This window comes from Robertkochia marina, assembly GCF_004799345.1.
In the GTDB taxonomy this organism is placed as follows: Bacteria; Bacteroidota; Bacteroidia; order Flavobacteriales; family Flavobacteriaceae; genus Robertkochia; species Robertkochia marina.
Map to the genome: position 1 here is coordinate 1364436 of NZ_SSMC01000001.1, position 24117 is coordinate 1388552.

The following is a 24117-nucleotide window of genomic DNA, read 5'->3' on the forward strand; positions in this document are numbered from 1 at the left end:
GAAACTCCTGGTAAAGTATTAAGTAAGCTTCAATAATTATGAGTACATACACCGATATTAAAACCCTGCAATTTATCCTTTTTGAAGTACTTGGATTCAAGGAAGTGTTGGAACTGGATCGCTATGCCGATCACGATAAAGAATCGGCCCTGATGCTGATCAATTCTGTAAAGGATCTTTCTGATAAGGAGCTATATCCGTTTTTCAGGGAGATGGATGAAGCCCCTGCACATTACCGGGACGGGGAGATCATTGTACATCCTCAGGTGAAGGAATACATCGCTAAAAGCGGTGAACTGGGTTTGATAGCAGCTCCGTTCGGATATGAAGAAGGAGGGATGCAATTGCCCCAGGTGTTGGTGAGTGCCGTGGCATGGATACAGGAGTGTGCCAACAATCATTTACCGAATTATTCCGGACTCACCCAGGCAGCAGCCAACCTGATCGATCATTTTGGAAATGATCATTTAAAGAATACCTATTTTCCAAGAATGCTTACCGGAGAGTGGACGGGCACCATGTGTCTTACGGAACCCCAGGCAGGAAGCTCTCTTTCTGATATCGTATCAACGGCCACTCCTTCGGGAGATCATTACCTGATCAAAGGTCAGAAGATCTTTATTTCAGGAGGCGATTTTAAGGGATCTGAAAATATAGTTCATCTTCTCCTGGCCAGGATCGAGGGAGCCCCGGCCGGAACCCGGGGTATCTCACTATTTGTGGTGCCCAAATACCGCCCTGAAGAAGGGGGTGACGCTACCTTTAATGATGTCAATGTTATCGGCGATTACCAGAAAATGGGACAGCGGGGGTATTGTACCACCCACCTTTCATTTGGCGATCAGAATGATTGCCGCGGGTGGCTGGTAGGAGAGCCTCATCAGGGGTTGAAATATATGTTCATGATGATGAATGAGGCGCGGATCGCCGTGGGCAGGGGAGCAGCCGGCATTGCGATGGCAGCAAGTAAAGCATCGCTTCAATACGCCAAAGAGCGGCCGCAGGGCCGGCCTGTAGAAGATGGCGGTAATAAGGATGTGCAGAAAGAACAGACCCTGATCATCAATCATCCGGATGTAAAAAGAATGCTGCAATATCAAAAAGCCATCTCCGAGGGATCGCTCTACCTGGTCTTATTATCGTCAAAATATTACGACCTCTCCATGTATCATTCGGATCCGGAAGAAAGGCAAAAGTATAGTTCACTCCTGGGCTTGTTAACCCCGATCACGAAAACCTATCCTGCCGAAAAAGGAATGACTTCAGTGAGTAACGGGCTGCAGGTTTTTGGAGGCTACGGGTATTGCCAGGATTTTATCTTGCAGCAGTATTTCAGAGATATCAGGATCTACTCTATCTATGAAGGTACTACCGGGATACAGTCGCTGGACCTGTTAGGCAGAAAGATCACCATGAAAAATGGAGAAGCCGCTTGTGCCTTGTATGGTCAGATAAATGCTACGCTTGCAAGGGCAGAAAAGCATGCTGAATTGGAACCTTATGCTCAACAATTAAAAGGAGCACTCGATCTGAATACAGAGATCACCACCTACCTGACAGGGTTTGCGAAAGAAGGAAATTACAGGAGATTCCTGGCCGATGCCACCGTGTTTATGGAATTCTTCGGTACCCTGGTGATGGGGTGGTTATGGTTAGATATGGCTGTCAGTTCCTCTGAAAAAATGAACAGTACGGAAAGCAGTTTTAGTGAAGATTTCTACAAGAGCAAGGTAAACACCATGAAATTCTTCTTCAAATATGAAATGACTGCCTTGCCCGGGCTGGCAGAAACCCTTAAAAATGGTGATATGACCACCATGGAGAACGATCTCAATGTGTTGTTCTAAATAGTTCGGTTTTCAGTTTTCAGTTCTCCGCAGATCGCCACGTTCACTATGTTCACTACCACTGACGGGTTTTAAATTTGCACCCAAGGTAGCCCGCACTGTCAGTTCGAGCCTGCCATCCCTTCGGGAGGAATTCCTGCGGTAGGCAGGTGCCACGCTGAAAGCGTGGTGTATCGAGAACAATACAGGATCAACAGCCTCTCGATACGATCCTGCATAGCAGGATCACTCGAGGTGACGTCTGCGATCCAATCTGTCAGTGTTCTACGAAAGAATTCCGGATTTCAAGAACCTTGCGAAGACACCTATTCATCATTCAAATTGAACGTAAATAATTCGTAATCCTGTAACACGTACCCCGTACCCCGTACCCCGTAACCTTATTCAGCAGATCGCCACGTTCATTTTGTTCACTCGCGAAGACAATCTATAATCTACCATCTACAATTTATAATTCTAATCCTAACACTCTCTACGCGAGATTTTTGTAAATTCAACAAAACTTTAAAGATCATGGCAACTTACAACCTGAACATCAATGGGAAATCAGCCCAGGTAGATGTTGATCCGGCCACCCCTTTGCTTTGGGTGTTACGGGATCATTTAAAACTCGTAGGAACGAAATACGGATGCGGTATTGCCCAATGTGGGGCCTGCACTGTTCATATTGGTGACGGTGCGGTACGGTCCTGTCAGATCCCCGTGTCATCTGTCGGAGAACAACCCATCACGACCATAGAAGGATTATCAGAGAACGGAGATCATCCGGTACAACAGGCCTGGATGGAAGTAGATGTTTACCAGTGCGGGTATTGCCAGGCCGGACAGATCATGCAGGCATCGGCCCTGTTGAAGAACAACCCGAATCCTTCAGACGAAGAGATCGAAGCCACCATGAGCGGCAATATCTGTCGTTGCGGTACTTATACCCGTATCAGGAAAGCCATTCGCCTTGCCGCGGAAAAGTCACAAAATTCCTGATAGGGATCCTATCCAATAACTTCAAAAGCAACGAAAAATGACACTTATAAGAACTAAAATAGGAAGAAGATCATTCATTAAAAGTTCGGCCCTGGCCGGGGGTGGACTCATGCTGGGATTCAGCTGGTTGGCTGCGTGTAAAACGGAAGCAGAGGCCGAGGCTATTCTTCAGATGCCGGATGAGTGGTTTGAGATCAACGGATTTTTAAAGATCGGCGATAATGGGGTGGTCACCATCATGTCGCCCAACCCGGAGATCGGACAAAACGTGAAAACGTCTATGCCCATGATCGTAGCCGAAGAGCTCGATGTAGACTGGAATAATGTGATCGTAGAACAGGCTCCTTTAAACACTGAGGTGTTTACCCGACAGCTGGCTGGTGGAAGCCAGTCTATTCGTCAAGGATGGCAAAGTCTGCGGATGGCCGGAGCCACGGCCAGGCAAATGCTTATAGGAGCGGCAGCCCAGGCCTGGGGGGTACCTGCAGAAGTGATCACCACCAATGCCGGGCAGCTTAAACACGAGGGTAGCGGAAAAACTGCCGGATACGGGGAGATGGCTGCTGCAGCGGTCAATGTTGAGGTGCCGGAAGAAGTTAAGCTTAAAGAGGTTTCAGAATTTAAGATCATTGGAACGTCCAGGAAGAATGTGGATGGACCAAAGATCGTGACCGGGCAGCCACTTTATGGCCTGGATTATCATGAAGAAGGAATGCTGATTGCCATGATCGAGCACCCGCCTGCCTTTGGTATGAAGCTTAAATCCTTTGATGGTGAAGCGGTAAAAGCCATGCCCGGTATCAAGGATGTCTTTAGCATGGAGGTGTATCCTGATGATTATACAAAGATCTGGTCTGATGCCACGGTATTTGACGAGCTGGTGGTGGTAGTGGGAACTTCGACCTGGGAGGTAATGAATGCCAAAAAAGCCCTGAAAGCACAATGGGAGCCTTTTGGCGAGTATAAAGATGCTTATGAAGGCAGAGAACAAGTGGTTCCTGCAGGACTTGAAAATACTACTGAGCACTATAACAAGCTCGAAACCATGGGAGCCAAACTGGCCAAGGTAGTACGCAAGGACGGTGATCCGGAGGCAGCCTTTAAAAATGCAGCCAAAGTGTTGGAGCGCACCTATACTTGTCCGTATCTGGCACACAATACCATGGAGCCCATGAATTTCTTTGCTCATGTGACCGATAACGATGCAAAACTGGTTGGGCCTATCCAGACTCCTGAATTCATGGAGAAATCAGTTTCTCAGCGATTGGGGTTGCCGTTGGAAAAGATCGATATACAGATGACCCGGCAGGGAGGTGGATTCGGTAGACGGCTTTACGGACATTTCCTGGTAGAAGCAGCAGTGATCTCTAAAAAGATGAATGCCCCGGTAAAACTCGTATATACCAGGGAGGATGATATGTCTTATGGAGTGTACCGTCCGACCTATGTAGCTACCTACAAGGCAGCTTTTGATGAAAACAATAATCTGACCGCCTTTCATGTAAGAGCAGGAGGTATTCCTGAGAGTCCAATCTATGAGAACCGTTTTCCAGCCGGGGCCATCGATAACTACCTGGCAGAATCATGGGAGGTGGGCTCTAATATCAGTACCGGAGCCTTCAGGGCACCCCGTTCTAACTTTATTGCAGGTGCCGAGCAGGCCTTCCTGGATGAAGTGGCTGAGGAAATGGGAAAAGATCCTATCGATATGCGACTGGAATGGTTGGGGAAAGCGGCCAATAACCCGGTAGGCGAGAAGAACGATTACGATGCGTCACGGTATGCCGGGGTACTGAAACTCGTCAAGGAAAAGTCAAACTGGAGTGGAGATCAATCTGGACAGCATCGCGGGGTATCGGCCTATTATTGCCATAACTCCTATGTAGCCCAGGTGCTGGATATGAGCATGCAAAGCGGAAAGCCGGTGATCGATAAGGTAACCTGTGCCATTGATTGTGGGATCGTGGTAAACCCCGATGCTGCAGTGAATATGGCCGAGGGAGGAATCGTAGACGGAATCGGACATGCCATGTACAGCGAAATGACCTTTAAGGAGGGAGAACCCCAGCAAAGTAATTTTGACCGATACAGGCTTATAAGACATAATGAAGCGCCGAAGGCCATCGATGTTCATTTTGTAGAAAACGAGATCGACCCGACAGGGTTGGGAGAACCGCCATTCCCTCCGATCATGGGGGCCGTGGCCAACGCCTTGTACCGCGCCACCGGACAACGGCATTATCACCAGCCGTTTATGGGTGAAAGAGCTTTGAAGGGATGATTGGACGGATTATGAATTATTGATGATGGATGATTCGTCTTCGCGAGACCTGCTACGCAGGTTGTGGCGATCTCCCTAAAACTAGTAAAGAATTCTATTCTGTCAGCATTAGATTTGCAAGGCATACCGTGGCAACCTGCCTGGCATGCTACGGCAGACAGGTCTCCCAGTGCAGCGTACGAAGGTACGAGGGTAATATTAGCAAAGGGCACCTTCCCCTGGTTAGGGAGGGCTGAACGGTAGTGAAAGGTGCAGTGAACCTTTCATAGTGAGGAGCCAGGTGGCGCGAGGGAGTCACGCTGTAAGCGGGGTCGGAAGGGGTTGACGGGTTTAAAATGACAACCCACCCCGTCTCGAGGCTTTGCCTCGATTGCCCTCGCGCCGGCTGGCTCCTTCACTAAAAACAGCCAACGGCTGTTTTCTTAACGTTCGGCCCTCTGACCAGGGCGGGGAGCCAATACTATTAACTAGAAATAGGGCAACCCTATTCAGGCATGCTCACAAACTGTATAATGCAAACTGCAAACTGTTAACCGATAACCGAAAACTGATAACTACTACAATGAAAAAACTCAAAAAAGAAGACATCAAACAGGAAGTGTTTGACCTCTACGACGCCTATGCGCATAACCGTTTATCGCGCAGGGATTTTGTTGAAAAACTGGGCTTATATGCCGTAGGCGGACTCACTGTGGGTTCCCTGATGAGTTTCCTGATGCCGGACTATATCAATACCCAGCTCACCAGTGCGCAGGATCCTGAATTGGATTCAAAATTCATCACCTATAATTCCGAGAAGGGAGGAGGGGAGATTAAAGGACTATTGTCTAAGCCTTCAAATTTTGAAGGGAAGCTTGGAGGGATCGTAGTGGTTCATGAAAACCGCGGACTCAATCCATATGTGGAGGATACGGCCAGACGTGCCGCTCTACAGGGTTTTATTACCCTGGCACCTGATGCGTTGTCGCCCCTTGGGGGCTATCCCGGGAATGACGATGAAGGCCGTACCATGCAGCGGCAGCGGGATCGTATGGAAATGCTGGAGGATTTTATTGCCGCCTTTGAGTACCTCAAAAACCATGAGGATTGCAATGGCAAGGTAGGGGTGGTTGGCTTCTGTTTTGGAGGCTGGATCTCCAATATGATGGCGGTAAAAGTGCCTGACCTTGCGGCTGCGGTACCCTTTTATGGCGGGCAGCCCAAAGAAGATATTGACAAGATCAACGCTCCCCTGATGCTGCAATTTGCAGGGCTTGACGAAAGGGTCAATGCCGGATGGCCGGCTTATGAAGAAGCCCTGAAGGCCAACGGCAAGGAATATGAAGCCTTTATGTATCCCGATGTTAATCACGGCTTCCATAACACGTCAACGCCGCGTTACGACGAGGCAGCAGCAGAACTGGCCTGGGGAAGAACCATGGAATTCTTTGAGAAGCATTTGAAGTAAGTTCAGGTGCTTATCCACATGACATAATCATACCCCGGTGAGTAGAGTTCCGGGGTTTATTTTTGGAGATAGTCTTTCTTCCCTCATTGTGATGTCAAGAGTAACCATTCCTCTTGAACCGGGCTCTTGTCTTGAAGAGAAAAGCCGTTTGATTCATAAAAGGTGATCAGTTTCGGGTCTTCCACGGTAAGCCAAAACGTCTTTTCAGGAAGTGCATTTTTAAGTTCTTTTAACCATAAGGATGCAAAGCCCCGGCCACGAAAGTTGGGCAGGGTGTAGATAAATCCGATATAGGGTTTCCTTTCCATGAAAAGCAGGGTGGCAGTTTCTGCAAAGGCTTCCATCTCCGGAGCTCCATTATGAAAAAGGATGCCAAGTGTAGTAATATCATCTTCCTTTAACAGGACGTAGACTTCACTATTTTCGGCGTAGTTCGACCAAACCGGGAGCAGGACTTCTTTCCAGTCGTCAGGGTAGAGGGAAAATACCTCGGCGATTTCCTCTGTCTTGGTAAGCTTCCTGAATTCTAATGATTCCATTGACTTAGTTATTATAACAAGCCCCACGACCAGAGGCGGTCAGAGTCTTCATGCCAGCGGTCGCCTATATCGGTGCGGTAATACCCGTTGTTCACGATCACATTGCTGATTCGGTTCTGCATCATACGCTGGGCATCTTTCATGGTAACCCCGGTTCCGGTTACCAGCACGGCAATACCGGTGTCGCCTGTGATCAACCATTCGTTATTGATACGTTTTACGTGCATGGGGTGTACTCCTTCTTTTTTATCCTTTTTGAATACGACCACGGCATCCTTGGAGAACAGGCGGAAGGTCTTTTTGTCTTCATACGGAAAGGGGGGCACTACAATAAAAGCCCCTACCTGGAATCCTTTTTTGACATTTATGGTGAAGTTCTCCCCGCGGGCCACTTTGAGCAGGAACTGTCCGAATTCCTCATTGATGCCGGCTCGCTGAATAAACACCTGAGGAAAACCGAAGCGGGAAGTAAATTCCAGCGGATAAATACCATTGCCATTCACGATACAGTTCAGGTCGATATGCCCTATAAATCCGTGTTCACGAAGGGTAGGAGTAAATTTAGCGAGGGTCGCATCAAAGATCGGAGAATCTTTGGTCCAGAACATGCTGGAACCCATTTCTCCGGTAGAAACTCCAAGCTCCTTCGGGAATAGTTTTTTATGCTCGAAAGTTATATTCAGCGGTTTTATAAAATCCTTCCCGTTAAAATAACCCGAAACGGAGATCTCTACTCCTTTTACTTTTTTCTGCAATTGAAAGGTGCCAAAGTCATTACCCCAGCTGCGTTCATAGGCCTGGAGGATCCTGATCACATCGGCCCCTTCATCATCCTGCCCCACGAAGAGCAGCTGTTTGAGTTCCTGTGTTTCGCCTGAAGGTTTCATCACATAGCAATCAGGGTGTTTACGAATAAATTGTATGGCTTCTTCAAAGGTCTGGAATTCGCGCGAAGGCAGAATTTTAATGCCGTGCCTTTTTAGCTCTTCCTGTCCGAAGTTACGGTCCAGCTCCAGGTTGTCGGTGTAGGTGTTACCACCAAATACGAGCTTTCCGGAGTCTTTTAGTGCTTTGCTTTCCTCTCCGTAACCGGTGTAGTCAAAAACGATGATGTCGGCCCAATCGGTATGTTTTTCCCAGTTGGTGGTGCGCTTAATGAATCCGAGGCCGATCTCCCGGCAACCGGATTCTTCAATATACATCCTTACTTTATGGCCCTCATTTTGTACGGCGAAGGCAATGTCAAGTGATTCTCCGTAACGTGAAACAAATAGAAAATTCTTTGAATCCGGTTGTTTTGACCGGAGCTTATTCTTTGGTGTCATGCAGTTTTAATAAAATTTGAGCCAAAAAGTATCGATTACCTCGATCAGGATCAAAATAATAATGATCCACTCTAATATAGTACTTTCCCGGTGTTGCATAATATCTTTGAACAACTCGAGGTTCTCTTTAACCGTAGCCAGCTGGTCTTCCATGTACCGATGACGGTCGTTGATATCAAAATTGATCTTGAGTTCCATATCCAGTCGATACAAACGTTCATTTTCCCAGGTAATGTCTGAATTATCAAGGATATTCGTGTTCTCAGCGATCCTGTTTTTGATGTTCATCACCCTTGCTATATAACGAATGAGTTTTTTGCCTTTCAGGCTTATTTTACCTTTCTCTTCCAGATACCTGGTATGATGGTTAGTGTCTTCAAGCAGGTTTTCCGCGGTTTGGGTGAAATCATCTAAAACCACCGAATGCGCGAGGTTGATCATAACGATCTTAACAGCACCTATATCACTATTTTTTAAACTTATTCTGTTAAATTCTACCTGGTCTTGCTCCCCGTTCAAATTCAGAGACATTTCTTCTCGAAAGGGTGCTTTATCAGCCTGTTGACAATAGGGCAGTATCTTTTGAATGTAGTTCTCTTCTTCCCCGAAGGGCATGTTAAAAAAACCTATGACTCCGTAGCGAAAAAGACAAACGAAACGGCCTTCTCCGGAATCATAAAATAATTTATCACCATCCTGAACCTTTAGGGTTCCTGTCATCACTTCTTTACAGGATCGTAAATTTATATTTTGCGCGATCCTGATCACCGACGCTTTCATGGATATTATCTGATAAGTATTTATTTATTTAATGTGTAGCAGGGCAGTCTTTGAGATTTGGTTGTCCTTTGGTTCCCAAACCTTAGTGGAATAAATTGTGCTTCTTGCGAATAGTTCAGATACAAAAATTAAACGGGTAAATGTAGTGTAAAAACAGATTGCTTTTTAAAAAATAACAGGTCCCGGAATAGAAATATTTACCGTGGAATCTTTAGTATACAGCGATGCAGAAATGGGGGGCTTTAACAGGTAAAATGGTGTTATAAGGGTGATGACTTACCTAATGCTCTCCGAAGTCTGTGACTTCGGAGTATTAAAAATACCTGGAATCAGCTACTATGTAAGTCAGGTCTCCATACCTGTAAAATCAGATTTAACCTGGTCAGGCGACCAGAACAGTAGTTCCACGAAGTCACAGACCTCGCGGAGCTAATTATAAGAACCAGAGCTTCATTTATTCCGTCAGCATTAGTCACCCTAACGGGATCTCCTTTACAGTGGAATGAAGATGAACAATTTTCCATGCCCCGTTTTCCATATTCCAGATCTTGGTAACGATCTCTTTTATCCGGGTATTGGCGTTCTTGGTATATTCCATGGTTCTGACCACATAAACCGTTTCTGAGTTTAACGGATAGTACTTCAGGGTTTCCTGTTCCGGCGTTTTAAAGGGGCGGGGGACTTTCTCGCAAAACTTCCTGATCATCTCCCGTGGAGGGGAAGGATTGCCGTTGGCGTAGAAGGTAATATTTTCAGACATGAGATCCAGTACCACCTCACAATTACCGTTTGAGAATGCTTGTTGTTCTTTTTCGGTTAATTTCTGAACTTCCTGTCTTGCTTTCTCCAGGGAGGCATCTTGGGCGAATAGGCTTTGGGTACTTCCGATAAACATAAGAGAGACCAAAATGGGGATGATTGTTTTCATAAAACTGTATGATTTGGATGGTTGGTGTTTACTAATGAATGGTAGTTTTATTTTCCGGAGATAAATGCTTCCAGGTAATCAGCCAGTTGTTCCTGGTGGGTATACCACAACTCATGCCCTGCATCCTCTAAATGATGATGAATGGCTTCAGGCAGGGCAGTGGCCAATTTTTTATTGATACAAGCAAGCATGGGCATGGTGTTCTCTGCGGTAAGTATCATTACCGGCATGGATAAATTTTTAAGTTCTTCCGGTCCGATCTCAGTCCAGGCATTTTTGCTGTTGACCATGGCTTCAACCTCCCTCAGGTTTTGTTTGTAGGATCTTAAAACCTCCGGGGGCACCTGGTCCTGTATATCCTCACCTGCAAAGAATTCAAAAAGTTCTTTCATAACCAGTGTGGTGTCGTTAGTACGGAAAGCTTTCCTGGTATCTTCCATCAGATCTTTTTGGACAGTGTCATAGTAAGACCGACAATCAGGAATATTTTTTAACCAATTGATCATAGCAGGCTCAGAAAGTGTCAGTGAAGCGACCAGTTCGGGGTTACTCAGGGCTACTTCCAAAACGATCTGTCCTCCGTAACTATGACCCACCAGGTGGGTTTTTCCACCCAGAGATCTGAGAAATTCACTTAGATCTTTTGCCTCAGACTCCACGCCATACCCGGGAACGATCCGGTTATTGTTCGGATAATTATACCGCCGGCTGTAAGAAACGCCCAGGAAGTTCTCATCCAGCAGGTCCAGGGTGGTAAGAAAGACCCGATAGTCTTCCTGTAGCCCGTGAACAAAGACGATCTTTTCGCCCTCTCCGGTAACTGTGTAATTCAGGGTGGCATTGTTTAGGGTAACCTGCGACAATTCCTGTGCAGAGACGAAAGTCGAAAAAAGCAATAGAAAGCTGTATAGGATGGTTTTCATTGTAAAATGAATTTATATCCTATTAATTTAAGGAATTATATGGCTAAACTATTAATTTATAATAGAAAGAGTACGTAAAAGCCTTCAGGGGATTCAGGCAATATGTTTGCTATAATAATTTTTCAAAGCCTCCGGTCCATGCCCCAAACGGTGCATCAGATGGACCCGGGTAAAATGATATTGCAACCTCCAAAAACCGTTTTTTCGGTAACGCCGTGCTGAGGTGGTAATGGCAGGTTTTAATATCTTAAAGGGTATGCCTTGTTTATACAGGCGGCTATGAAACTCCCCGTCTTCGTAGATCACATAGGCTTCATTAAACCCGTTTAGCGATTCGAAAAGATCCTTTTTGATAAATAGGGACTGGTCGCCACCGCGGCATAGAGGAAAATTGAATTGGGTGAACCACTGTGAACATTTTAATAGTACATGATCATCATCAAATTCCATGCGAAAACACCCTGCCCGGTAACCGGAATGGACTGCATGGATGATCTTTTGGTCAAAACCCTCAGGAGGAAAAGAGTCGGCATGCAGAAAGTATAAGATATCTCCCATGGCCCTTTTGGCACCATGGTTCTGTTGAGCAGCCCTTCCTTTGGGTGCGTGAACGACCTTCATCTCAAAATGTCTTGCCCGGAACTTGCCTGCAAACGCCGGGGTGCCATCTGAACTGCCTCCGTCGGCGATGATCACTTCGGCGATATGGTTTCCTGTAATACAGTCGTCAAGGTGTTTCAGCAGGGAGGCGATACCTTCTGCTTCGTTCAATACCGGGATGATGACAGAGATCTTATTGTTCATTGAGGTCCCAATTATATTCAAGGTACTTGATAGGGGTGTCAGGGGTGAGAACGATCTCTGTATAGGTATTTAAAAAATCAGTGAGATCTCCTTTGGCGGTAAAATCCTTTTTGAACCATTTGAAGATCTTTGATAGTTGCAGGCTATTCTTGCTGATCAGGTTTCTTGAGGTGTCGTTCAGGAAATTCCTTGTTGCATTATCCAGTTGCTCATTCAGGTTTTCGGCAAGGTAAGCCTCGTCTGCAAGAACAGGGCAGGAGATCGAGGCACAATTAATGGCAAAATGGATCCTGGGTTCGTTCATGGTTCTCAGGATCTGGTGTTCCACATGATTCAGGCTGATATTTTGCCCCTTGTATGGAATGATCTTCTGCTCCCAGGGCGATTTGATGTCTCTGATGCTTTTCACCGGATAGTTATCGGCAATAAGTTTCAGGGTGAACGCATTATAGGTGTTGATCCAGTACGCCAGCACCTCTTCCTTCTTCCAGTCTTCTTTCGGAGGGTGGGTGATCAGTTCATTGAGATAATTCCTGAGAGGTTCCCGGTTTGATACGAGTTTCTCGTAATCAACCATTCCTGCTTCACCAACCACTTCCTGCAATACCGGGGTAAAAAGATCATGGTTCGGCTTTTGTGCCATGGCGGCTGAGAAGATTAGAAAAAACAAAAGGAATCGCATCTCAGGAAGCATCTTTTTTATGAATATCCAGGGGGTAAAGTTCCTGTCCGAGGAAATCTTCCGGGAAATCTTCATCGCCTTCAAATCCGAGCTCCAGGTCTTTTCCGCTGTGTGGGATGTAGTCGGTTTTAAAGAGGTAATCCCAAAGGCTCAGGCTGATTCCGAAATTCACCCCGTAACGATTAGGTAACTCTTTCCCGTGATGCCAGATATGCATCTTTGGGTTGTTGAAGATGTATTTGAAAGGACCGTAATCCCACCCAAGATTAGCATGGTTGAGATGGCCTATGGAAATAGCGGTAAAGTGCACAATGGCAACTTGTTCCACGGCAAATCCTCCGATCAGGGCAATAGGAATGTACAAAAGACTTTTGTATACCACAGGCTCCATCCAGTGATAGCGCAGGTGGGCGGCAAAGCCCATTTCCTTTACAGAGTGATGTACTTTGTGGAAGTTCCAGAGGAAAGGCACCCGATGCAGTAATCGATGGGTGTTCCACTGCACGAAATCGGAAACCAGGAAAAAGATCAGCAGTCCTGCCCACATGGGCATACTGGAGACATCAACGAGCTGCAGATCACTTAATTCAAGACCCACTACACCCAGAATATCATTTAAAAACTTCGCTGCCACCTCACTCAAGGCGATCAACACGATCAGGTTGAGCAGGAAGAAGTTGAAGAACATATAGAAGGTGTCTAAAAAGAAGTCCTTGCGAAACATTTTCTGATCTTTCCTCCAGGGGAATAACAGTTCAAGCCCCCAAACCAGGAGAGAAATAATGATCAGTCCGTAGAAATAGTTCGACCAGTGAAACCGGGTGATCTCATCAATGAGGTAGCCAAAATACCCGGTGTAGGCATTCTTTATGATCTCCAGATATTCATGCATAATAAATGTGGTTTTCTGTCTTTAATGGTCGGAATATCGAGGCATTCCTTTCATTTTCAGCAGCATCCGCCCCCGTCGTAATGATAGGTCGACTCTGAGATAAAGATATCATTTCTGTCCAGGCTTTCCAGGGCTCCGGCTGTTTTATCGCAAACCGCCAGGGGCTGATTTTTAAGCAATACATGTCCATTTTTATCATCGAAGTACTCTTCTTCTCCAAAGTAGATGGCAGCCTTCCCGGTAAACACACAGGGGCCGTCTTCAGGCATCGGATCTTTAATGGCACAAACCTCTACAGATTCAATATAGATCAATTCATCGGTGTCGTATTGCCCCGGTGCAAGTACCCTGTATGGGCGTTTTGCCCGGATCTCAATAGTTCCGAACCCGGCATCGGTAAGCATTTTCACATAGTCATTTAAGGGCAGGCTTCCGCTGAGGCAAAGTGCTCTAAGGCGTTCATCTTCCCGAAGAGATTCGTTCATTTCCTGCTCACAAACAGGGTCACTCATTACCAGGCGTCCATGGGGTTTCAATACCCTGTACATTTCCTTTATAGCCTGCTTCAGTTCTTCTTCCTTAAAAATATTAAAAAGGCAGTTCTGGGCGGCAACATCTACAGATTCATCTGCTACCGGAAGTGCAAGGGCATTCCCTTTTTTAAGGTCAACAAACTCGCTTTTGAACCACGGATTTTGTGCTTCTGCTTCCAGGAAATTCTTTTTGGAGGCTTCCAGCATTTCGTCTACAACGTCAACCCCGATAACTCCTCCCTTTTGTCTGGAGAAATAAGCGAATTGCAGGAGTTCCATACCTCCGCCAACACCTACATAGAGAATTCTGGGGTTATTGACCAGGTCGCGTGCATTAACAGTGCTTCCGCAGCCATAATTCATTTCCTGCATGATGGTGGGGATCTTCAGCCCGGGAAGCTCCCAAACAGGATTGGTAGTACAGCATAGCCCAACGTCCGGGCGGAGTGCTGCCTCTTTGTACACATCAATGGTGGTATCAAGATAACTCATGATAAATTTCTTATAAGTTCTTCAAAAAGGGTGATCATTTGTGGTTCAGCTTTCGCTGCAGTGGCAATAATATCCTGAACACTTACCGGTTGCAGATTGTCAGGATCGCACTCATCGGTAAGCACGGAAATTGCCAGTACCGGAATTTTTAACTGATTGGCTACGATAACTTCAGGTATGGTACTCATGCCTACAGCATCGGCACCGATGATTTTCAGGTAACGATACTCTGCTCTCGTTTCCAGTTGGGGCCCAACCACCGCCGCATAAACGCCTTTATGTAATTTGATGCCTTTGTTTTCGGCAACAGATAAGGCTTTTTTACTGAGCTCAGGGTCATAAGGCTGATACATATCTACAAAGCGCTCTCCGAAGGCCGACACCTCTTTAAAGGCCAGGGGTGAGCCCCCTTGAAGATTGATATGATCATCAAGCATCATCAATTCGCCTTTATTGTAGGAGGTATTGATGGCTCCGGCAGCATTGGAAATAAAAAAGTTCTTGACTCCGAGACCTGCCATGGCCCTTATGGGGTAGGTGATCTCAAAAAAGTCATAGCCCTCATAATGATGAAAGCGCCCTTGCATCACCACTACTTTTTTTCCATATAGAGTTCCGTAAATGAGCTTGCCGCTATGAAATTCTACCGTAGAAAGCGGGAAATGCGGAATATGGTGATAGTGAGCTGTTATACTGTCTTCAATATCGTCAACGATCTTTCCCAGGCCGGTACCCAGAACGATGCCTACATCAGCCTTGTCAAAACCTTTGTTTTTAAGGTAGTTTACCGTTTCTTCAAGTTGTTTTACCATCTTTTTGAATATGTATTTCATTCATTAATTCGGGATGCATCTTAAGATCATCTAAATTGTCAACATCATTAAGCTCCCTTAGCAAAGCTACGTTATAGCCCTTTAAATCTTCTAAAGTAGCCTCTAAAACTAAAGAGCTTCCCCAGGTTTTGTTGTCGAAGATTCCCGGAACCACTTCCTTCAATCCTAAAAGGTAGTAACCGCCATCTGCTGCGGGGCCTATAACCACATCGTTATTCTCAAGTTTTAAGAAGGCATCTTCTATCAGGTCTTCTCTTAGATCATACAGGTCACTACCAATAATGACCACCTTTTTACGCCCCCGTTTAAACGCTTCCCGGAAAGCATTTTCCATACGAATTCCCAGGTTTTCACCTTCCTGTACGTACCTTGAAAAGGTAGGGTGATTCCACAGCGGATTTTCGATGATCTTCTCAGAAAAATAGATGCTTTTAGGCGCAGTTACCTTGATGCAAACGGAGGCGGTATGCTGGAGTAAACTCCGGTAAATACTCAGGGCATTTTCCTTTCCAATATCTTTAGCCAGACGGGTTTTTACCTTTCCTGCTACAGGATTCTTTACAAATACCAATAGTTCTTTTTCCATGAGCGGTAATTAAGCAACGGTTCCCTGGCAACTGCTTCCTGAACCGGCGGTACAACCATAACAGTGTTGAGAAAGGATAATGTCGCGTTCCAGTAACTCTTTTTCCTGATAATCGCTGATGTGTTTAATAGGGTGGTTGACCTTAAGGTCGAGCATTTGATTAAAATCACAGTCATAGAGGAAGCCGTCCCAGCTTACCGAAATGGTGTTTGTACACATAACTCCACGAGCTGCAGCCGGATTAAAAGCTTCCACCAGGCTATACATATAGTCTTCGTAATTCTCAGAGGCGATCAGGTATTCCAAAAACCGGGATATAGGCAGGTTGGTAATGGCAAAGAGTTGGTTGAAAGAGATATCAAAATCCTCCTTGAGCGCCTTTTTAAAATCCTTTTCCATATCGTCCTGGTTGGCAGGCAAAAAAGCCCCTGCCGGGTTATAGACCAGGTCGAGCTTTAAGTCGCTCCCGGGCATACCGTACCCTCTTTCATTCAATGCTTTGAGGGCTTTGATGCTTCGGTCAAACACCCCGTCTCCCCGTTGCCGGTCGGTTTTACCCCTGGTCCAGTGAGGCATTGACGAAACCACATGGACCCCGTGATCTTTGAAAAAATCAGGAAGGTCGTAATATTTCTTGTTGGCATTAAGAATGGTCAGGTTACTCCTCACGATAAGATCTTTTACTCCGATCTTCGAAGCCTCTTCAACGAACCACCGAAAGTGTGGGTTCATTTCGGGGGCACCCCCGGTTAGATCAAGCGTATGGGCACCTGTAGTGCGCAACACTTCCAGGCAGTGTTGCATGGTCTCCCGCGTCATGATCTCCTTTCGGTCCGGGCCCGCATCTACATGACAGTGCTCACAAACCTGGTTACACATATAGCCAAGGTTGATCTGCAGGATCTCAAGTCCTGTGGGTCTGAGGGTCTCGATCTTATGTTTTTTTAGCGACTCTTTAAAGGTAGGCAGCTCCCCGTTGGCAAAAATACCACTGCTCAGGTATTCCAATTGCTTTACCGGATCGGCCAGGGCATTATTTCTCTTTTTTAAAGATTGTACAGACATAGCAATTTTTTCAACGATCTACATAGAAAGTTTGTTGTACTTATTCATCATTTGAACCCCATGTACCAGGGTGGCTCCGCTTTCTATGGCAGCTCCCACATGAACGGCTTCCATCATTTCTTCCTTGGTAATGCCGCGTTGTAATCCGTCTTTGGTATAGGCGTCGATGCAATAAGGACATTGTCGAACATGTGCCACAGCAAGGGCGATCAACGACTTTTCTCTGGCGCTGAGGCTGCCTTCTTCAAAGACCTTGTTGTAGTATTCGAAAAACTTTTCTCCTAATTCTTCACTCCATTCGGTAATGCTTCCGAATTTTCTCAGGTCGGCGGGATCGTAGTATGATTTACTCATTTTGTTGATCTTGATTTTGTTAGGTTAGTCTTGGTTTTTGACGGTTTTGCTGTAATTTCATTACAAATTGTCCTAATATATTATTGTAAATTAGGAATCCGGGCAGTAAAGGTATAAGAATAATAATTGCCGATAGAACAGTATTTTTCGATGAGTTGATGTTACTACTCAGGTAGTTACTGAAAATCGGTTGTATGAAATTCCTTTTCTCCCTTTGAATTAATACCAAATACAAGTGAACTGTTTAAAACATTACCTGCTTCCTGCACTGTTACTTGTCTCTTATTCCTGTAAGCAAGAGAATAAGACCAAAGAGCCGGAGCAGGATACAACGAATATGGAAACTGCTATGTATACCGAAAAGTTCCGACCTCAATTTCATTTCAGTCCTGCTGAGAAGTGGATGAACGATCCTAATGGTCTCGTATTTCACCAGGGGTTATATCACCTTTTCTATCAATATTACCCCGATGATATTGTCTGGGGGCCTATGCACTGGGGGCATGCCGTTAGTAAAGATCTGTTGCATTGGGAGCATAAACCTATCGCTCTCTACCCCGATGAATTGGGATATATCTTTTCAGGAAGTGCCGTGGTGGATACCAATAATTCCAGTGGGTTGGGGAGTATAGAAAATCCTCCCCTGGTAGCCATCTATACCTATCACGATCCCGAGAAGGAGAATTCCGGTAATAACGACCACCAGACCCAGGGCATTGCCTACAGTCTTGATAACGGTGATACCTGGACAAAATATGAAGGTAATCCGGTTATCGATAATAATGAATTTCTTGATTTCAGAGACCCTAAGGTGTTTTGGGACGACGATGGCAACCGTTGGCTGATGTTGTTGGTGGCCGGCGATCATCTGCAGATCTACAGTTCTGAGAATCTGATCGACTGGACCTATCTTAGTGATTTCGGAAAGGAGCAGGGGGCTCACGGTGGGGTGTGGGAGTGTCCTGATATGTTCCCGCTTCAGGTGGAGGGCAGTGATGAGGTAAAATGGGTTTTGCTTATTTCTATAAACCCGGGAGGACCTAACGGAGGCTCCGCGACCCAGTATTTCGTAGGAGAATTTGATGGCACCACCTTTACCTCAGACCAGCAAGAAGAGAAGTGGGTAGACTGGGGAGCGGATAATTATGCCGGGGTTACTTATAATAATGTACCGGACGGTGAGCGGGTCTTTATAGGTTGGATGAGCAATTGGAACTATGCCCGCAACACGCCTACAGAAGTTTGGAGAAGTGCAATGACCCTTCCGAGAGAACTGTCTCTTCATAAGATCAATGGGGAGTATGAATTGAAAAACTATCCGATAGAAGCGTTCGACACTTTGGCAGAATCAATGGAGGTCGAGGCCGGAAAAGCCGAATACAAGACGGAAAACTTTAATGCGGCCGACATAAAATTCACCACCGGTTTTTCGACTAGTGAATGGCGATTCTATAATGAGGAAGGAGAGGAATTGCTGATCATTCTTGATGCTGATAAGAAACTCTTAAGTATTGACCGTTCCCGCAGCGGACAAACCGAATTTCATGAATCTTTTGCCGATCAGGTACACACAACCCCGATCGGGAATCTTCCCGGAAGCGAATTCGAGGTGCGTATTATTTTGGATGAATCCTCGGTTGAGATCTTCCTCAATAAAGGCCAATACGTAATGACAGAACAACTATTTCCTGATAATCCCTATACCCGTTTTTCCATGAAAGGAACCTCTGTCCCTGGTGATGTGATCATCAACAAGGTAGAAAGGGTATGGTAAACCACCTGCTATGAATAAATTACTTTTCTGGTCAATAACCGTGGCCCTTGCCGGATTTTTATTTGGATTCGATACCGTGGTCATTTCCGGAGCCGATAAAAAATTACAAGCTTTGTGGGGCTCCTCAGATGCCTTTCACGGTATCGTGGTTATGTCTATGGCGCTCTGGGGCACTGTGATCGGTGCCATGTTCGGAGGTATTCCCACTGATAAATTAGGAAGGAAGAAGACATTGATATGGATCGGACTCTTCTATTTTGTTTCGGCTGTGGGTTCAGCCATGGCGAACGATCCGTATGTATTCGCTGTATTCCGATTTCTCGGAGGTTTAGGGGTAGGGGCCTCTACCATTGCTGCTCCGGCCTATGTGTCAGAGATCGCCCCCGCCAAAGACCGGGGAAGGTTGGTTGCCCTTTACCAGTTTAATATTGTGTTGGGAATTCTGATCGCCTTTATCTCCAACTTTTTCCTGAGAAATATAGGTGATAATGCCTGGCGATGGATGATTGGGGTGGAGGCTATTCCTGCCTTTATATATACGATCATGGTCTTTACCGTTCCCCGCAGTCCGCGATGGCTCTTTGTGAATGGCCATGAGGAAGAAGCAGCAGCAACCCTGAAACTTATAAACCCGAATGAAGATATTGATAACCTCCTTGCAAACATCAGGGAACAGGAATCTGAACATGCCGCAACTGAGGAGAATATATTTATGAAGAAATATCGCTTTCCCCTTATTTTGGCATTTCTGATAGCCTTTTTTAATCAATTCTCCGGGATCAATGCCTTTCTCTATTATGCACCTCGCATCTTTGAGGAGGCCGGGCTGGGCGAGAGTACGGCCTTTCTGAGCAGTATTGGTATAGGGGTTACCAATCTTATTTTTACATTACTAGGAGTGTTTCTGATCGACCGTCTTGGAAGGAGGCAACTCATGTACTTTGGTTCTGTCGGATATATCATTTCCCTAAGCCTGGTGGCCATGGCTTTCTTCTTAAATTGGGGAGGATTGTCGGTGCCTTTATTCCTTTTTATTTTTATTGGAGCGCATGCCATCGGGCAGGGGGCCGTGATCTGGGTCTTTATTTCGGAGATCTTTCCCAACCATCTTCGAAGTTCCGGGCAGGCCTTTGGTTGTTCTACCCATTGGATACTGGCAGCTATCATTCCATCTTTAATGCCTATGGTGATGGGTGCTATAGGCCCTGCACCGGTGTTTGCGTTCTTTGCCTTCATGATGGTACTGCAATTGCTTTTTGTTCATTATATGATGCCTGAAACCAAAGGAAAAAGTCTCGAAGAGCTATCAGCTGCCTTAACCGCTGCAGAAACTGAAGCTGCTTCCTGACACCTCAGGTAGTAAGCTTTGTTAAAAAATGATAAAAGCAGGAGCGTTGGGGTAATTTTTAACTAAATTCAGGAGTTGTTCGACGGAAGGGTTTCTTTCCTTCACTGCAATGTTGAACTGAAATTAATATCAAAAATATTGTCATGCCAACTTACACTTTAAACGTTAACGGAAATGCCTTGTCTGTAGAGGCAGACAGCGATACCCCGGTACTTTGGGTATTGCGCGATCATGCCAACCTGGTTGGAACTAAATTTGGATGCGGAATCGGGCAGTGCGGAGCTTGTACTATACACCTTGACGGTGCGGCCACAAGAAGTTGTTTACTCACCGTTGACCAGGTAAAAGATGCCCGGATCACCACTATTGAAGGATTGTCGGAACATGGTGACCATCCCGTGCAACAAGCATGGAAAGAGGTCGATGTACCTCAATGCGGCTATTGCCAGGCCGGGCAGATCATGACCGCCTCTGCTTTCCTTTCAGAAAATCCAAACCCTTCAGAGGAAGAGATCAGGAGTGCCATGCACGGGAATATTTGCCGGTGTGCGGCCTATAATCGTATAGAAAAGGCTGTGAAGTTGGCAGCAGGTAAATCTAAATAATCCTATAAATTGAAAAATCATGGCTTCTTCTAAAACAATAGACCGACGATCATTCATTAAGCTTTCTTCCTTAACCGGAGGAGGTATCCTTATAGGGTTTAACCTGTTTACGGCCTGTAAGAGTGATGCAAAACCGCCGGAAGACCTGGCAAACTTGAATTTTAAAGATTTTAATGCCTTCATAAAGATCGCAGAGAATGGCAAGGTGACCATCATTTCACCCAACCCCGAAATAGGGCAGGGGGTTAAAACCTCCATGCCTATGATCATTGCAGAAGAGCTTGATGTTGCCTGGGATGATGTTTTTGTTGAACAGGGACCACTGGATACAGAGAATTTTACCCGGCAGGTGGCCGGGGGAAGCCAGTCGATCCGTTTTGGTTGGGATTCTCTCAGGGAAACAGGGGCCACTGCCCGTCAAATGCTGGTGAATGCTGCTGCAGCCAAATGGGGTGTTGATCCCTCAGAATGTTCAGTTTCAGAAGGGGTGGTAATCAACGCTGCAGGAGATCAACTCGGGTATGGAGAGCTGGTAACCGACGCCGCCCAATTGGAGGTTCCCGAAGGAGTTACCCTGAAAGATCCGGATGATTATAAGATCATTGGAACCAGCAGGGTTAACGTTGATATAGATGAGATCATTACCGGAAAGCCTTTGTTCGGTCTCGACTATAAGGCAGATGGGATGGTCTATGCCTGTGCCGTGAGACCCCCTGCTTTTGGGCAAACCCTGGAGTCTTATGATGATACTGAAGCCAGAAAGGTGAACGGGGTTATCGATGTGGTTGCCTATGGTGAGGGGAATAAGGTAGCTGTCATAGCAGAAAATACATGGGCAGCGATAAAAGGTAAAAAGGCATTAAAGACAACCTGGTCTGACGACTCTGAACTGGAAAGTTCTGAGCTTCACGATCAGGAACTCGGTAAGATCCTGGAAGGTGATGATTTTGAGGTTCGTAGGGAAGACGGGGATGTGGAGAAAGCCTTTAAGGAGGCCGATCAGGTGGTGGAACGGGTATATAGTTCCCCCTTCCTACCTCATAATTGTATGGAACCTATGAACTTTTTTGGGCATGTTACCGATGAAAAGGTAACCCTGGTAGGGCCGATACAAACCCCGGCCGGAACACAAGCCGGAGTGGCAGAACTACTTGGACGCCCTAAGGAGGAGATCACTATTGATATGACCCGAATGGGAGGTGGTTTTGGTCGTAGATTATATGGCGATTTTGCTCTGGAAGTGGCTGAGATCGCAGATAAGATAAGAAAACCGGTCAAGCTGGTTTATACCCGGGAAGATGATATGACGGCCGGAATTTACCGGATGGCGATAAAGTATAAGATAGCCGCAGCGATCAAGGATGGAAAGATCACAGGGTATCACCTAAAAGAAGCTGCTGTTAACAGCAACATGTATGGCCTCATACCTCACTTTTTCCCGGCCGGAGCCATCGATAATTACAAGGTGGAAACGGCAAATTATAAAAGTAAAATTACCACGGGGGCGTGGAGAGCACCCTATACCAATTTCCTGGCCTTTGCAGAACAAAGCTTCTTCGATGAACTTTTTGAGATCATGGGCGTTGATCCTATCCAAACCAGGCTGGATCTTTTAGAAAAGGTAAAGGGCACGACGGATGAAAATATAGAGTATTCTCCTGAACGTCTCCAGGGGGTTATAAAACTTGCCGTAGAAAAATCAGGATGGGGCAAGCAGCCCGAAGGTGTCTACCAGGGTTTTGTAGCCTACTATTGTCATAATACCCATGTGGCAGAGGTGGCAGATGTGGTGATGGAAAACGGCAACCCGGTGGTGAAGAAAGTGACCTGTGCAGTAGATTGTGGTATTGTGATCAATCCGACAGGAGCAGAGAACCAGATCGTGGGAGGCGTTATTGATGGAATAGGCCATGCCATGTATGGCGATTTTAGTTTTGATAAAGGGAAACCCCGTGACAGCAATTATGCCACCTATCGCCTGATTCGCATGCAGGAAACTCCAAAGGTGGAAGCACACTTCGTGCAAAATAAATTGTCGCCAACAGGGTTGGGAGAACCCGGATTGCCTCCGGCAGGAGGTGCCATAGCCAATGCCATTAAAAAGGCTACCGGCATGCGTTTAACCAAGCAACCTTTTATTCTGCAACTGGCCGAAAGAGAAAATAAAGTAATAGGGTAAGAGAACATGAAAGATATTTTGTTATTTGGAGTCACCAGGGAGATCGTAGGGGGTGCCACTGTTCGTATTTCGGAAGAGGAATTTCCGAAGGATGTGGCTTCTTTAAAAGCGATGCTAATGGAAAAGTATCCGCCCTTAAAGGAGATCATCTCCTTGCGGATCGCTGTGAATAATGAATTTGCCAAAGATGAACTGACCATAGGCTCTGAAGATGAGATAGCCCTGATACCACCTGTGAGCGGGGGTTGATGGTACTGATGAAAAGATTTTAGAATGATACAGGTTTCCGTAAATGAAATGGAAGTGCCGACCGTGATGGAAATTAATAACACTGAAAACACAGGGGGAGGTCTAAACTTAAAGAACTTACCAGTTGAACAATACTATGAAAAGAACCTTAACACATATTGACCGGGAAGGCAAAGCAAAAATGGTGGACGTGAGCAATAAAGAGATCACCGAACGTACCGCTATAGCCACAGGCAAGGTGGAATTCCCATCTGAGGTATTTGCCATTCTGAAAGAACAAGGGTTTACAGGAAAGAAGGGGAGCATTATACAAACGGCCGTGATCGCCGGGATACAGGGCGTAAAACAGACCTCCAATCTCATCCCTATGTGTCACCCCTTGCCGGTAACCGGTATCGATATAACCATTGAACCCGGTAAGGATATGCTTGAGATTCGCTGCAAGGTGAAATGCCAGGGGAAAACCGGGGTTGAAATGGAAGCGCTTAATGGGGTTTCTGTGAGTGCCTTGACCATTTACGATATGTGCAAGGCATTATCTCATGATATTCATATAACCGGGATACAATTGGAGCACAAGACCGGGGGGAAAAGTGACTTTGACAGGTCTGGTCTTTAAGAAGGCAATAAAATGATGCAGGAGTCATCGAATCTTTGGGGGCTTCTGTTG

The 24117-nt window shown here is 45.9% G+C and carries 23 protein-coding genes; 10 read left to right on the top strand and 13 right to left on the bottom strand.

The window, feature by feature from the left end:
• The first annotated feature begins 38 nt into the window (after positions 1-38).
• The 4 genes from E7Z59_RS05605 to E7Z59_RS05620 all read left to right on the top strand — a co-directional run bounded on the left by E7Z59_RS05605 (position 39) and on the right by E7Z59_RS05620 (position 6556).
• On the top strand, positions 39-1847 hold the full coding sequence (locus E7Z59_RS05605) for an acyl-CoA dehydrogenase (RefSeq protein ID WP_242015606.1): 1809 nt from the start codon (positions 39-41) through the stop codon (positions 1845-1847).
• Between the two features lie 513 nt (positions 1848-2360).
• Entirely contained in the window at positions 2361-2828 is a 468-nt protein-coding gene (locus tag E7Z59_RS05610) for a (2Fe-2S)-binding protein (protein WP_136335294.1), read from the top strand.
• A 37-nt stretch (positions 2829-2865) separates the two neighbouring features.
• Complete coding sequence (locus E7Z59_RS05615) at positions 2866-5109, top strand: xanthine dehydrogenase family protein molybdopterin-binding subunit (protein ID WP_136335295.1); 2244 nt, start codon at positions 2866-2868, stop codon at positions 5107-5109.
• 562 nt (positions 5110-5671) lie between these two features.
• Entirely contained in the window at positions 5672-6556 is an 885-nt protein-coding gene (locus E7Z59_RS05620) for a dienelactone hydrolase family protein (RefSeq protein ID WP_136335296.1), read from the top strand.
• Between the two features lie 83 nt (positions 6557-6639).
• Here the strand turns inward: E7Z59_RS05620 and E7Z59_RS05625 are convergent, their stop codons facing one another.
• The 13 genes from E7Z59_RS05625 to E7Z59_RS05685 all read right to left on the bottom strand — a co-directional run bounded on the left by E7Z59_RS05625 (position 6640) and on the right by E7Z59_RS05685 (position 17292).
• Entirely contained in the window at positions 6640-7095 is a 456-nt protein-coding gene (locus tag E7Z59_RS05625; protein WP_136335297.1) for a GNAT family N-acetyltransferase, read from the bottom strand.
• 11 nt (positions 7096-7106) lie between these two features.
• On the bottom strand, positions 7107-8420 hold the full coding sequence (locus E7Z59_RS05630; RefSeq protein WP_136335298.1) for a phosphoribosylamine--glycine ligase: 1314 nt from the start codon (positions 8418-8420) through the stop codon (positions 7107-7109).
• A gap of 6 nt (positions 8421-8426) precedes the next feature.
• Positions 8427-9200, bottom strand: a complete 774-nt coding sequence (locus E7Z59_RS05635; protein ID WP_242015605.1) for an RMD1 family protein — start codon at positions 9198-9200, stop codon at positions 8427-8429.
• Positions 9201-9672: 472 nt separating this feature from the next.
• Complete coding sequence (locus tag E7Z59_RS05640; protein ID WP_136335300.1) at positions 9673-10128, bottom strand: DUF4440 domain-containing protein; 456 nt, start codon at positions 10126-10128, stop codon at positions 9673-9675.
• A gap of 47 nt (positions 10129-10175) precedes the next feature.
• The gene (locus tag E7Z59_RS05645; protein ID WP_136335301.1) at positions 10176-11051 is read right to left on the bottom strand and encodes an alpha/beta fold hydrolase; all 876 of its coding nucleotides are present in this window, start codon (positions 11049-11051) and stop codon (positions 10176-10178) included.
• A 93-nt stretch (positions 11052-11144) separates the two neighbouring features.
• Complete coding sequence (locus E7Z59_RS05650) at positions 11145-11855, bottom strand: TIGR04283 family arsenosugar biosynthesis glycosyltransferase (protein ID WP_136335302.1); 711 nt, start codon at positions 11853-11855, stop codon at positions 11145-11147.
• A complete protein-coding gene (locus tag E7Z59_RS05655; protein ID WP_242015604.1) occupies positions 11845-12498 on the bottom strand; it encodes a DUF547 domain-containing protein in 654 nt (217 codons plus the stop codon). The genes E7Z59_RS05650 and E7Z59_RS05655 overlap by 11 nt, the downstream gene beginning before the upstream one ends.
• Positions 12499-12538: 40 nt before the next feature.
• Positions 12539-13429: a sterol desaturase family protein gene (locus tag E7Z59_RS05660; protein WP_136335304.1), complete on the bottom strand. Its 891-nt coding sequence runs from the start codon at positions 13427-13429 to the stop codon at positions 12539-12541.
• Positions 13430-13485: 56 nt separating this feature from the next.
• Positions 13486-14454, bottom strand: coding sequence for an arsenosugar biosynthesis arsenite methyltransferase ArsM (gene arsM / locus E7Z59_RS05665; protein ID WP_136335305.1), 969 nt, complete (start codon positions 14452-14454; stop codon positions 13486-13488).
• A complete protein-coding gene (locus tag E7Z59_RS05670) occupies positions 14451-15287 on the bottom strand; it encodes a purine-nucleoside phosphorylase (RefSeq protein ID WP_394346649.1) in 837 nt (278 codons plus the stop codon). Before E7Z59_RS05670 ends, arsM begins: the two co-directional genes overlap by 4 nt.
• Positions 15250-15873: a TIGR04282 family arsenosugar biosynthesis glycosyltransferase gene (locus E7Z59_RS05675; protein WP_136335306.1), complete on the bottom strand. Its 624-nt coding sequence runs from the start codon at positions 15871-15873 to the stop codon at positions 15250-15252. Before E7Z59_RS05675 ends, E7Z59_RS05670 begins: the two co-directional genes overlap by 38 nt.
• 9 nt (positions 15874-15882) lie before the next feature.
• A complete protein-coding gene (arsS, locus tag E7Z59_RS05680) occupies positions 15883-16938 on the bottom strand; it encodes an arsenosugar biosynthesis radical SAM (seleno)protein ArsS (RefSeq protein WP_136335307.1) in 1056 nt (351 codons plus the stop codon).
• 18 nt (positions 16939-16956) lie between these two features.
• Positions 16957-17292 carry an arsenosugar biosynthesis-associated peroxidase-like protein gene (locus tag E7Z59_RS05685; protein WP_136335308.1) on the bottom strand — a complete coding sequence of 112 codons (336 nt, stop codon included), beginning with the start codon at positions 17290-17292 and terminating at the stop codon, positions 16957-16959.
• 235 nt (positions 17293-17527) lie between these two features.
• Between E7Z59_RS05685 and E7Z59_RS05690 the strand changes: the two genes are divergently transcribed.
• The 6 genes from E7Z59_RS05690 to moaC all read left to right on the top strand — a co-directional run bounded on the left by E7Z59_RS05690 (position 17528) and on the right by moaC (position 24066).
• Positions 17528-19066, top strand: coding sequence for a glycoside hydrolase family 32 protein (locus E7Z59_RS05690; protein ID WP_242015603.1), 1539 nt, complete (start codon positions 17528-17530; stop codon positions 19064-19066).
• Positions 19067-19076: 10 nt separating this feature from the next.
• Entirely contained in the window at positions 19077-20414 is a 1338-nt protein-coding gene (locus tag E7Z59_RS05695) for a sugar porter family MFS transporter (RefSeq protein ID WP_136335309.1), read from the top strand.
• Positions 20415-20557: 143 nt separating this feature from the next.
• Positions 20558-21019 (top strand): (2Fe-2S)-binding protein, encoded by a 462-nt coding sequence (locus E7Z59_RS05700; RefSeq protein ID WP_136335310.1) that lies wholly within the window; start codon positions 20558-20560, stop codon positions 21017-21019.
• 19 nt (positions 21020-21038) lie between these two features.
• The gene (locus E7Z59_RS05705; RefSeq protein WP_136335311.1) at positions 21039-23198 is read left to right on the top strand and encodes a xanthine dehydrogenase family protein molybdopterin-binding subunit; all 2160 of its coding nucleotides are present in this window, start codon (positions 21039-21041) and stop codon (positions 23196-23198) included.
• A 6-nt stretch (positions 23199-23204) separates the two neighbouring features.
• Positions 23205-23447, top strand: coding sequence for a MoaD/ThiS family protein (locus E7Z59_RS05710; RefSeq protein ID WP_136335312.1), 243 nt, complete (start codon positions 23205-23207; stop codon positions 23445-23447).
• 136 nt (positions 23448-23583) lie between these two features.
• Positions 23584-24066: a cyclic pyranopterin monophosphate synthase MoaC gene (gene moaC / locus E7Z59_RS05715; RefSeq protein ID WP_136335313.1), complete on the top strand. Its 483-nt coding sequence runs from the start codon at positions 23584-23586 to the stop codon at positions 24064-24066.
• The last annotated feature ends 51 nt before the right edge of the window (positions 24067-24117 follow it).

Coding starts and splice junctions, on each gene's coding strand:
- arsS (WP_136335307.1), bottom strand. CDS start 16,938: ATGTCTGTACAATCTTTAAAAAAGAGAAATAATGCCCTGGCCGATCCG.
- E7Z59_RS05700 (WP_136335310.1), top strand. CDS start 20,558: ATGCCAACTTACACTTTAAACGTTAACGGAAATGCCTTGTCTGTAGAG.
- E7Z59_RS05655 (WP_242015604.1), bottom strand. CDS start 12,498: ATGGCACAAAAGCCGAACCATGATCTTTTTACCCCGGTATTGCAGGAA.
- E7Z59_RS05685 (WP_136335308.1), bottom strand. CDS start 17,292: ATGAGTAAATCATACTACGATCCCGCCGACCTGAGAAAATTCGGAAGC.
- E7Z59_RS05615 (WP_136335295.1), top strand. CDS start 2,866: ATGACACTTATAAGAACTAAAATAGGAAGAAGATCATTCATTAAAAGT.
- E7Z59_RS05710 (WP_136335312.1), top strand. CDS start 23,205: ATGAAAGATATTTTGTTATTTGGAGTCACCAGGGAGATCGTAGGGGGT.
- E7Z59_RS05695 (WP_136335309.1), top strand. CDS start 19,077: ATGAATAAATTACTTTTCTGGTCAATAACCGTGGCCCTTGCCGGATTT.
- E7Z59_RS05620 (WP_136335296.1), top strand. CDS start 5,672: ATGAAAAAACTCAAAAAAGAAGACATCAAACAGGAAGTGTTTGACCTC.
- E7Z59_RS05625 (WP_136335297.1), bottom strand. CDS start 7,095: ATGGAATCATTAGAATTCAGGAAGCTTACCAAGACAGAGGAAATCGCC.
- moaC (WP_136335313.1), top strand. CDS start 23,584: ATGAAAAGAACCTTAACACATATTGACCGGGAAGGCAAAGCAAAAATG.
- arsM (WP_136335305.1), bottom strand. CDS start 14,454: ATGAGTTATCTTGATACCACCATTGATGTGTACAAAGAGGCAGCACTC.
- E7Z59_RS05605 (WP_242015606.1), top strand. CDS start 39: ATGAGTACATACACCGATATTAAAACCCTGCAATTTATCCTTTTTGAA.
- E7Z59_RS05650 (WP_136335302.1), bottom strand. CDS start 11,855: ATGAACAATAAGATCTCTGTCATCATCCCGGTATTGAACGAAGCAGAA.
- E7Z59_RS05635 (WP_242015605.1), bottom strand. CDS start 9,200: ATGAAAGCGTCGGTGATCAGGATCGCGCAAAATATAAATTTACGATCC.
- E7Z59_RS05675 (WP_136335306.1), bottom strand. CDS start 15,873: ATGGAAAAAGAACTATTGGTATTTGTAAAGAATCCTGTAGCAGGAAAG.
- E7Z59_RS05670 (WP_394346649.1), bottom strand. CDS start 15,287: ATGAAATACATATTCAAAAAGATGGTAAAACAACTTGAAGAAACGGTA.
- E7Z59_RS05610 (WP_136335294.1), top strand. CDS start 2,361: ATGGCAACTTACAACCTGAACATCAATGGGAAATCAGCCCAGGTAGAT.
- E7Z59_RS05640 (WP_136335300.1), bottom strand. CDS start 10,128: ATGAAAACAATCATCCCCATTTTGGTCTCTCTTATGTTTATCGGAAGT.
- E7Z59_RS05630 (WP_136335298.1), bottom strand. CDS start 8,420: ATGACACCAAAGAATAAGCTCCGGTCAAAACAACCGGATTCAAAGAAT.
- E7Z59_RS05705 (WP_136335311.1), top strand. CDS start 21,039: ATGGCTTCTTCTAAAACAATAGACCGACGATCATTCATTAAGCTTTCT.
- E7Z59_RS05645 (WP_136335301.1), bottom strand. CDS start 11,051: ATGAAAACCATCCTATACAGCTTTCTATTGCTTTTTTCGACTTTCGTC.
- E7Z59_RS05660 (WP_136335304.1), bottom strand. CDS start 13,429: ATGCATGAATATCTGGAGATCATAAAGAATGCCTACACCGGGTATTTT.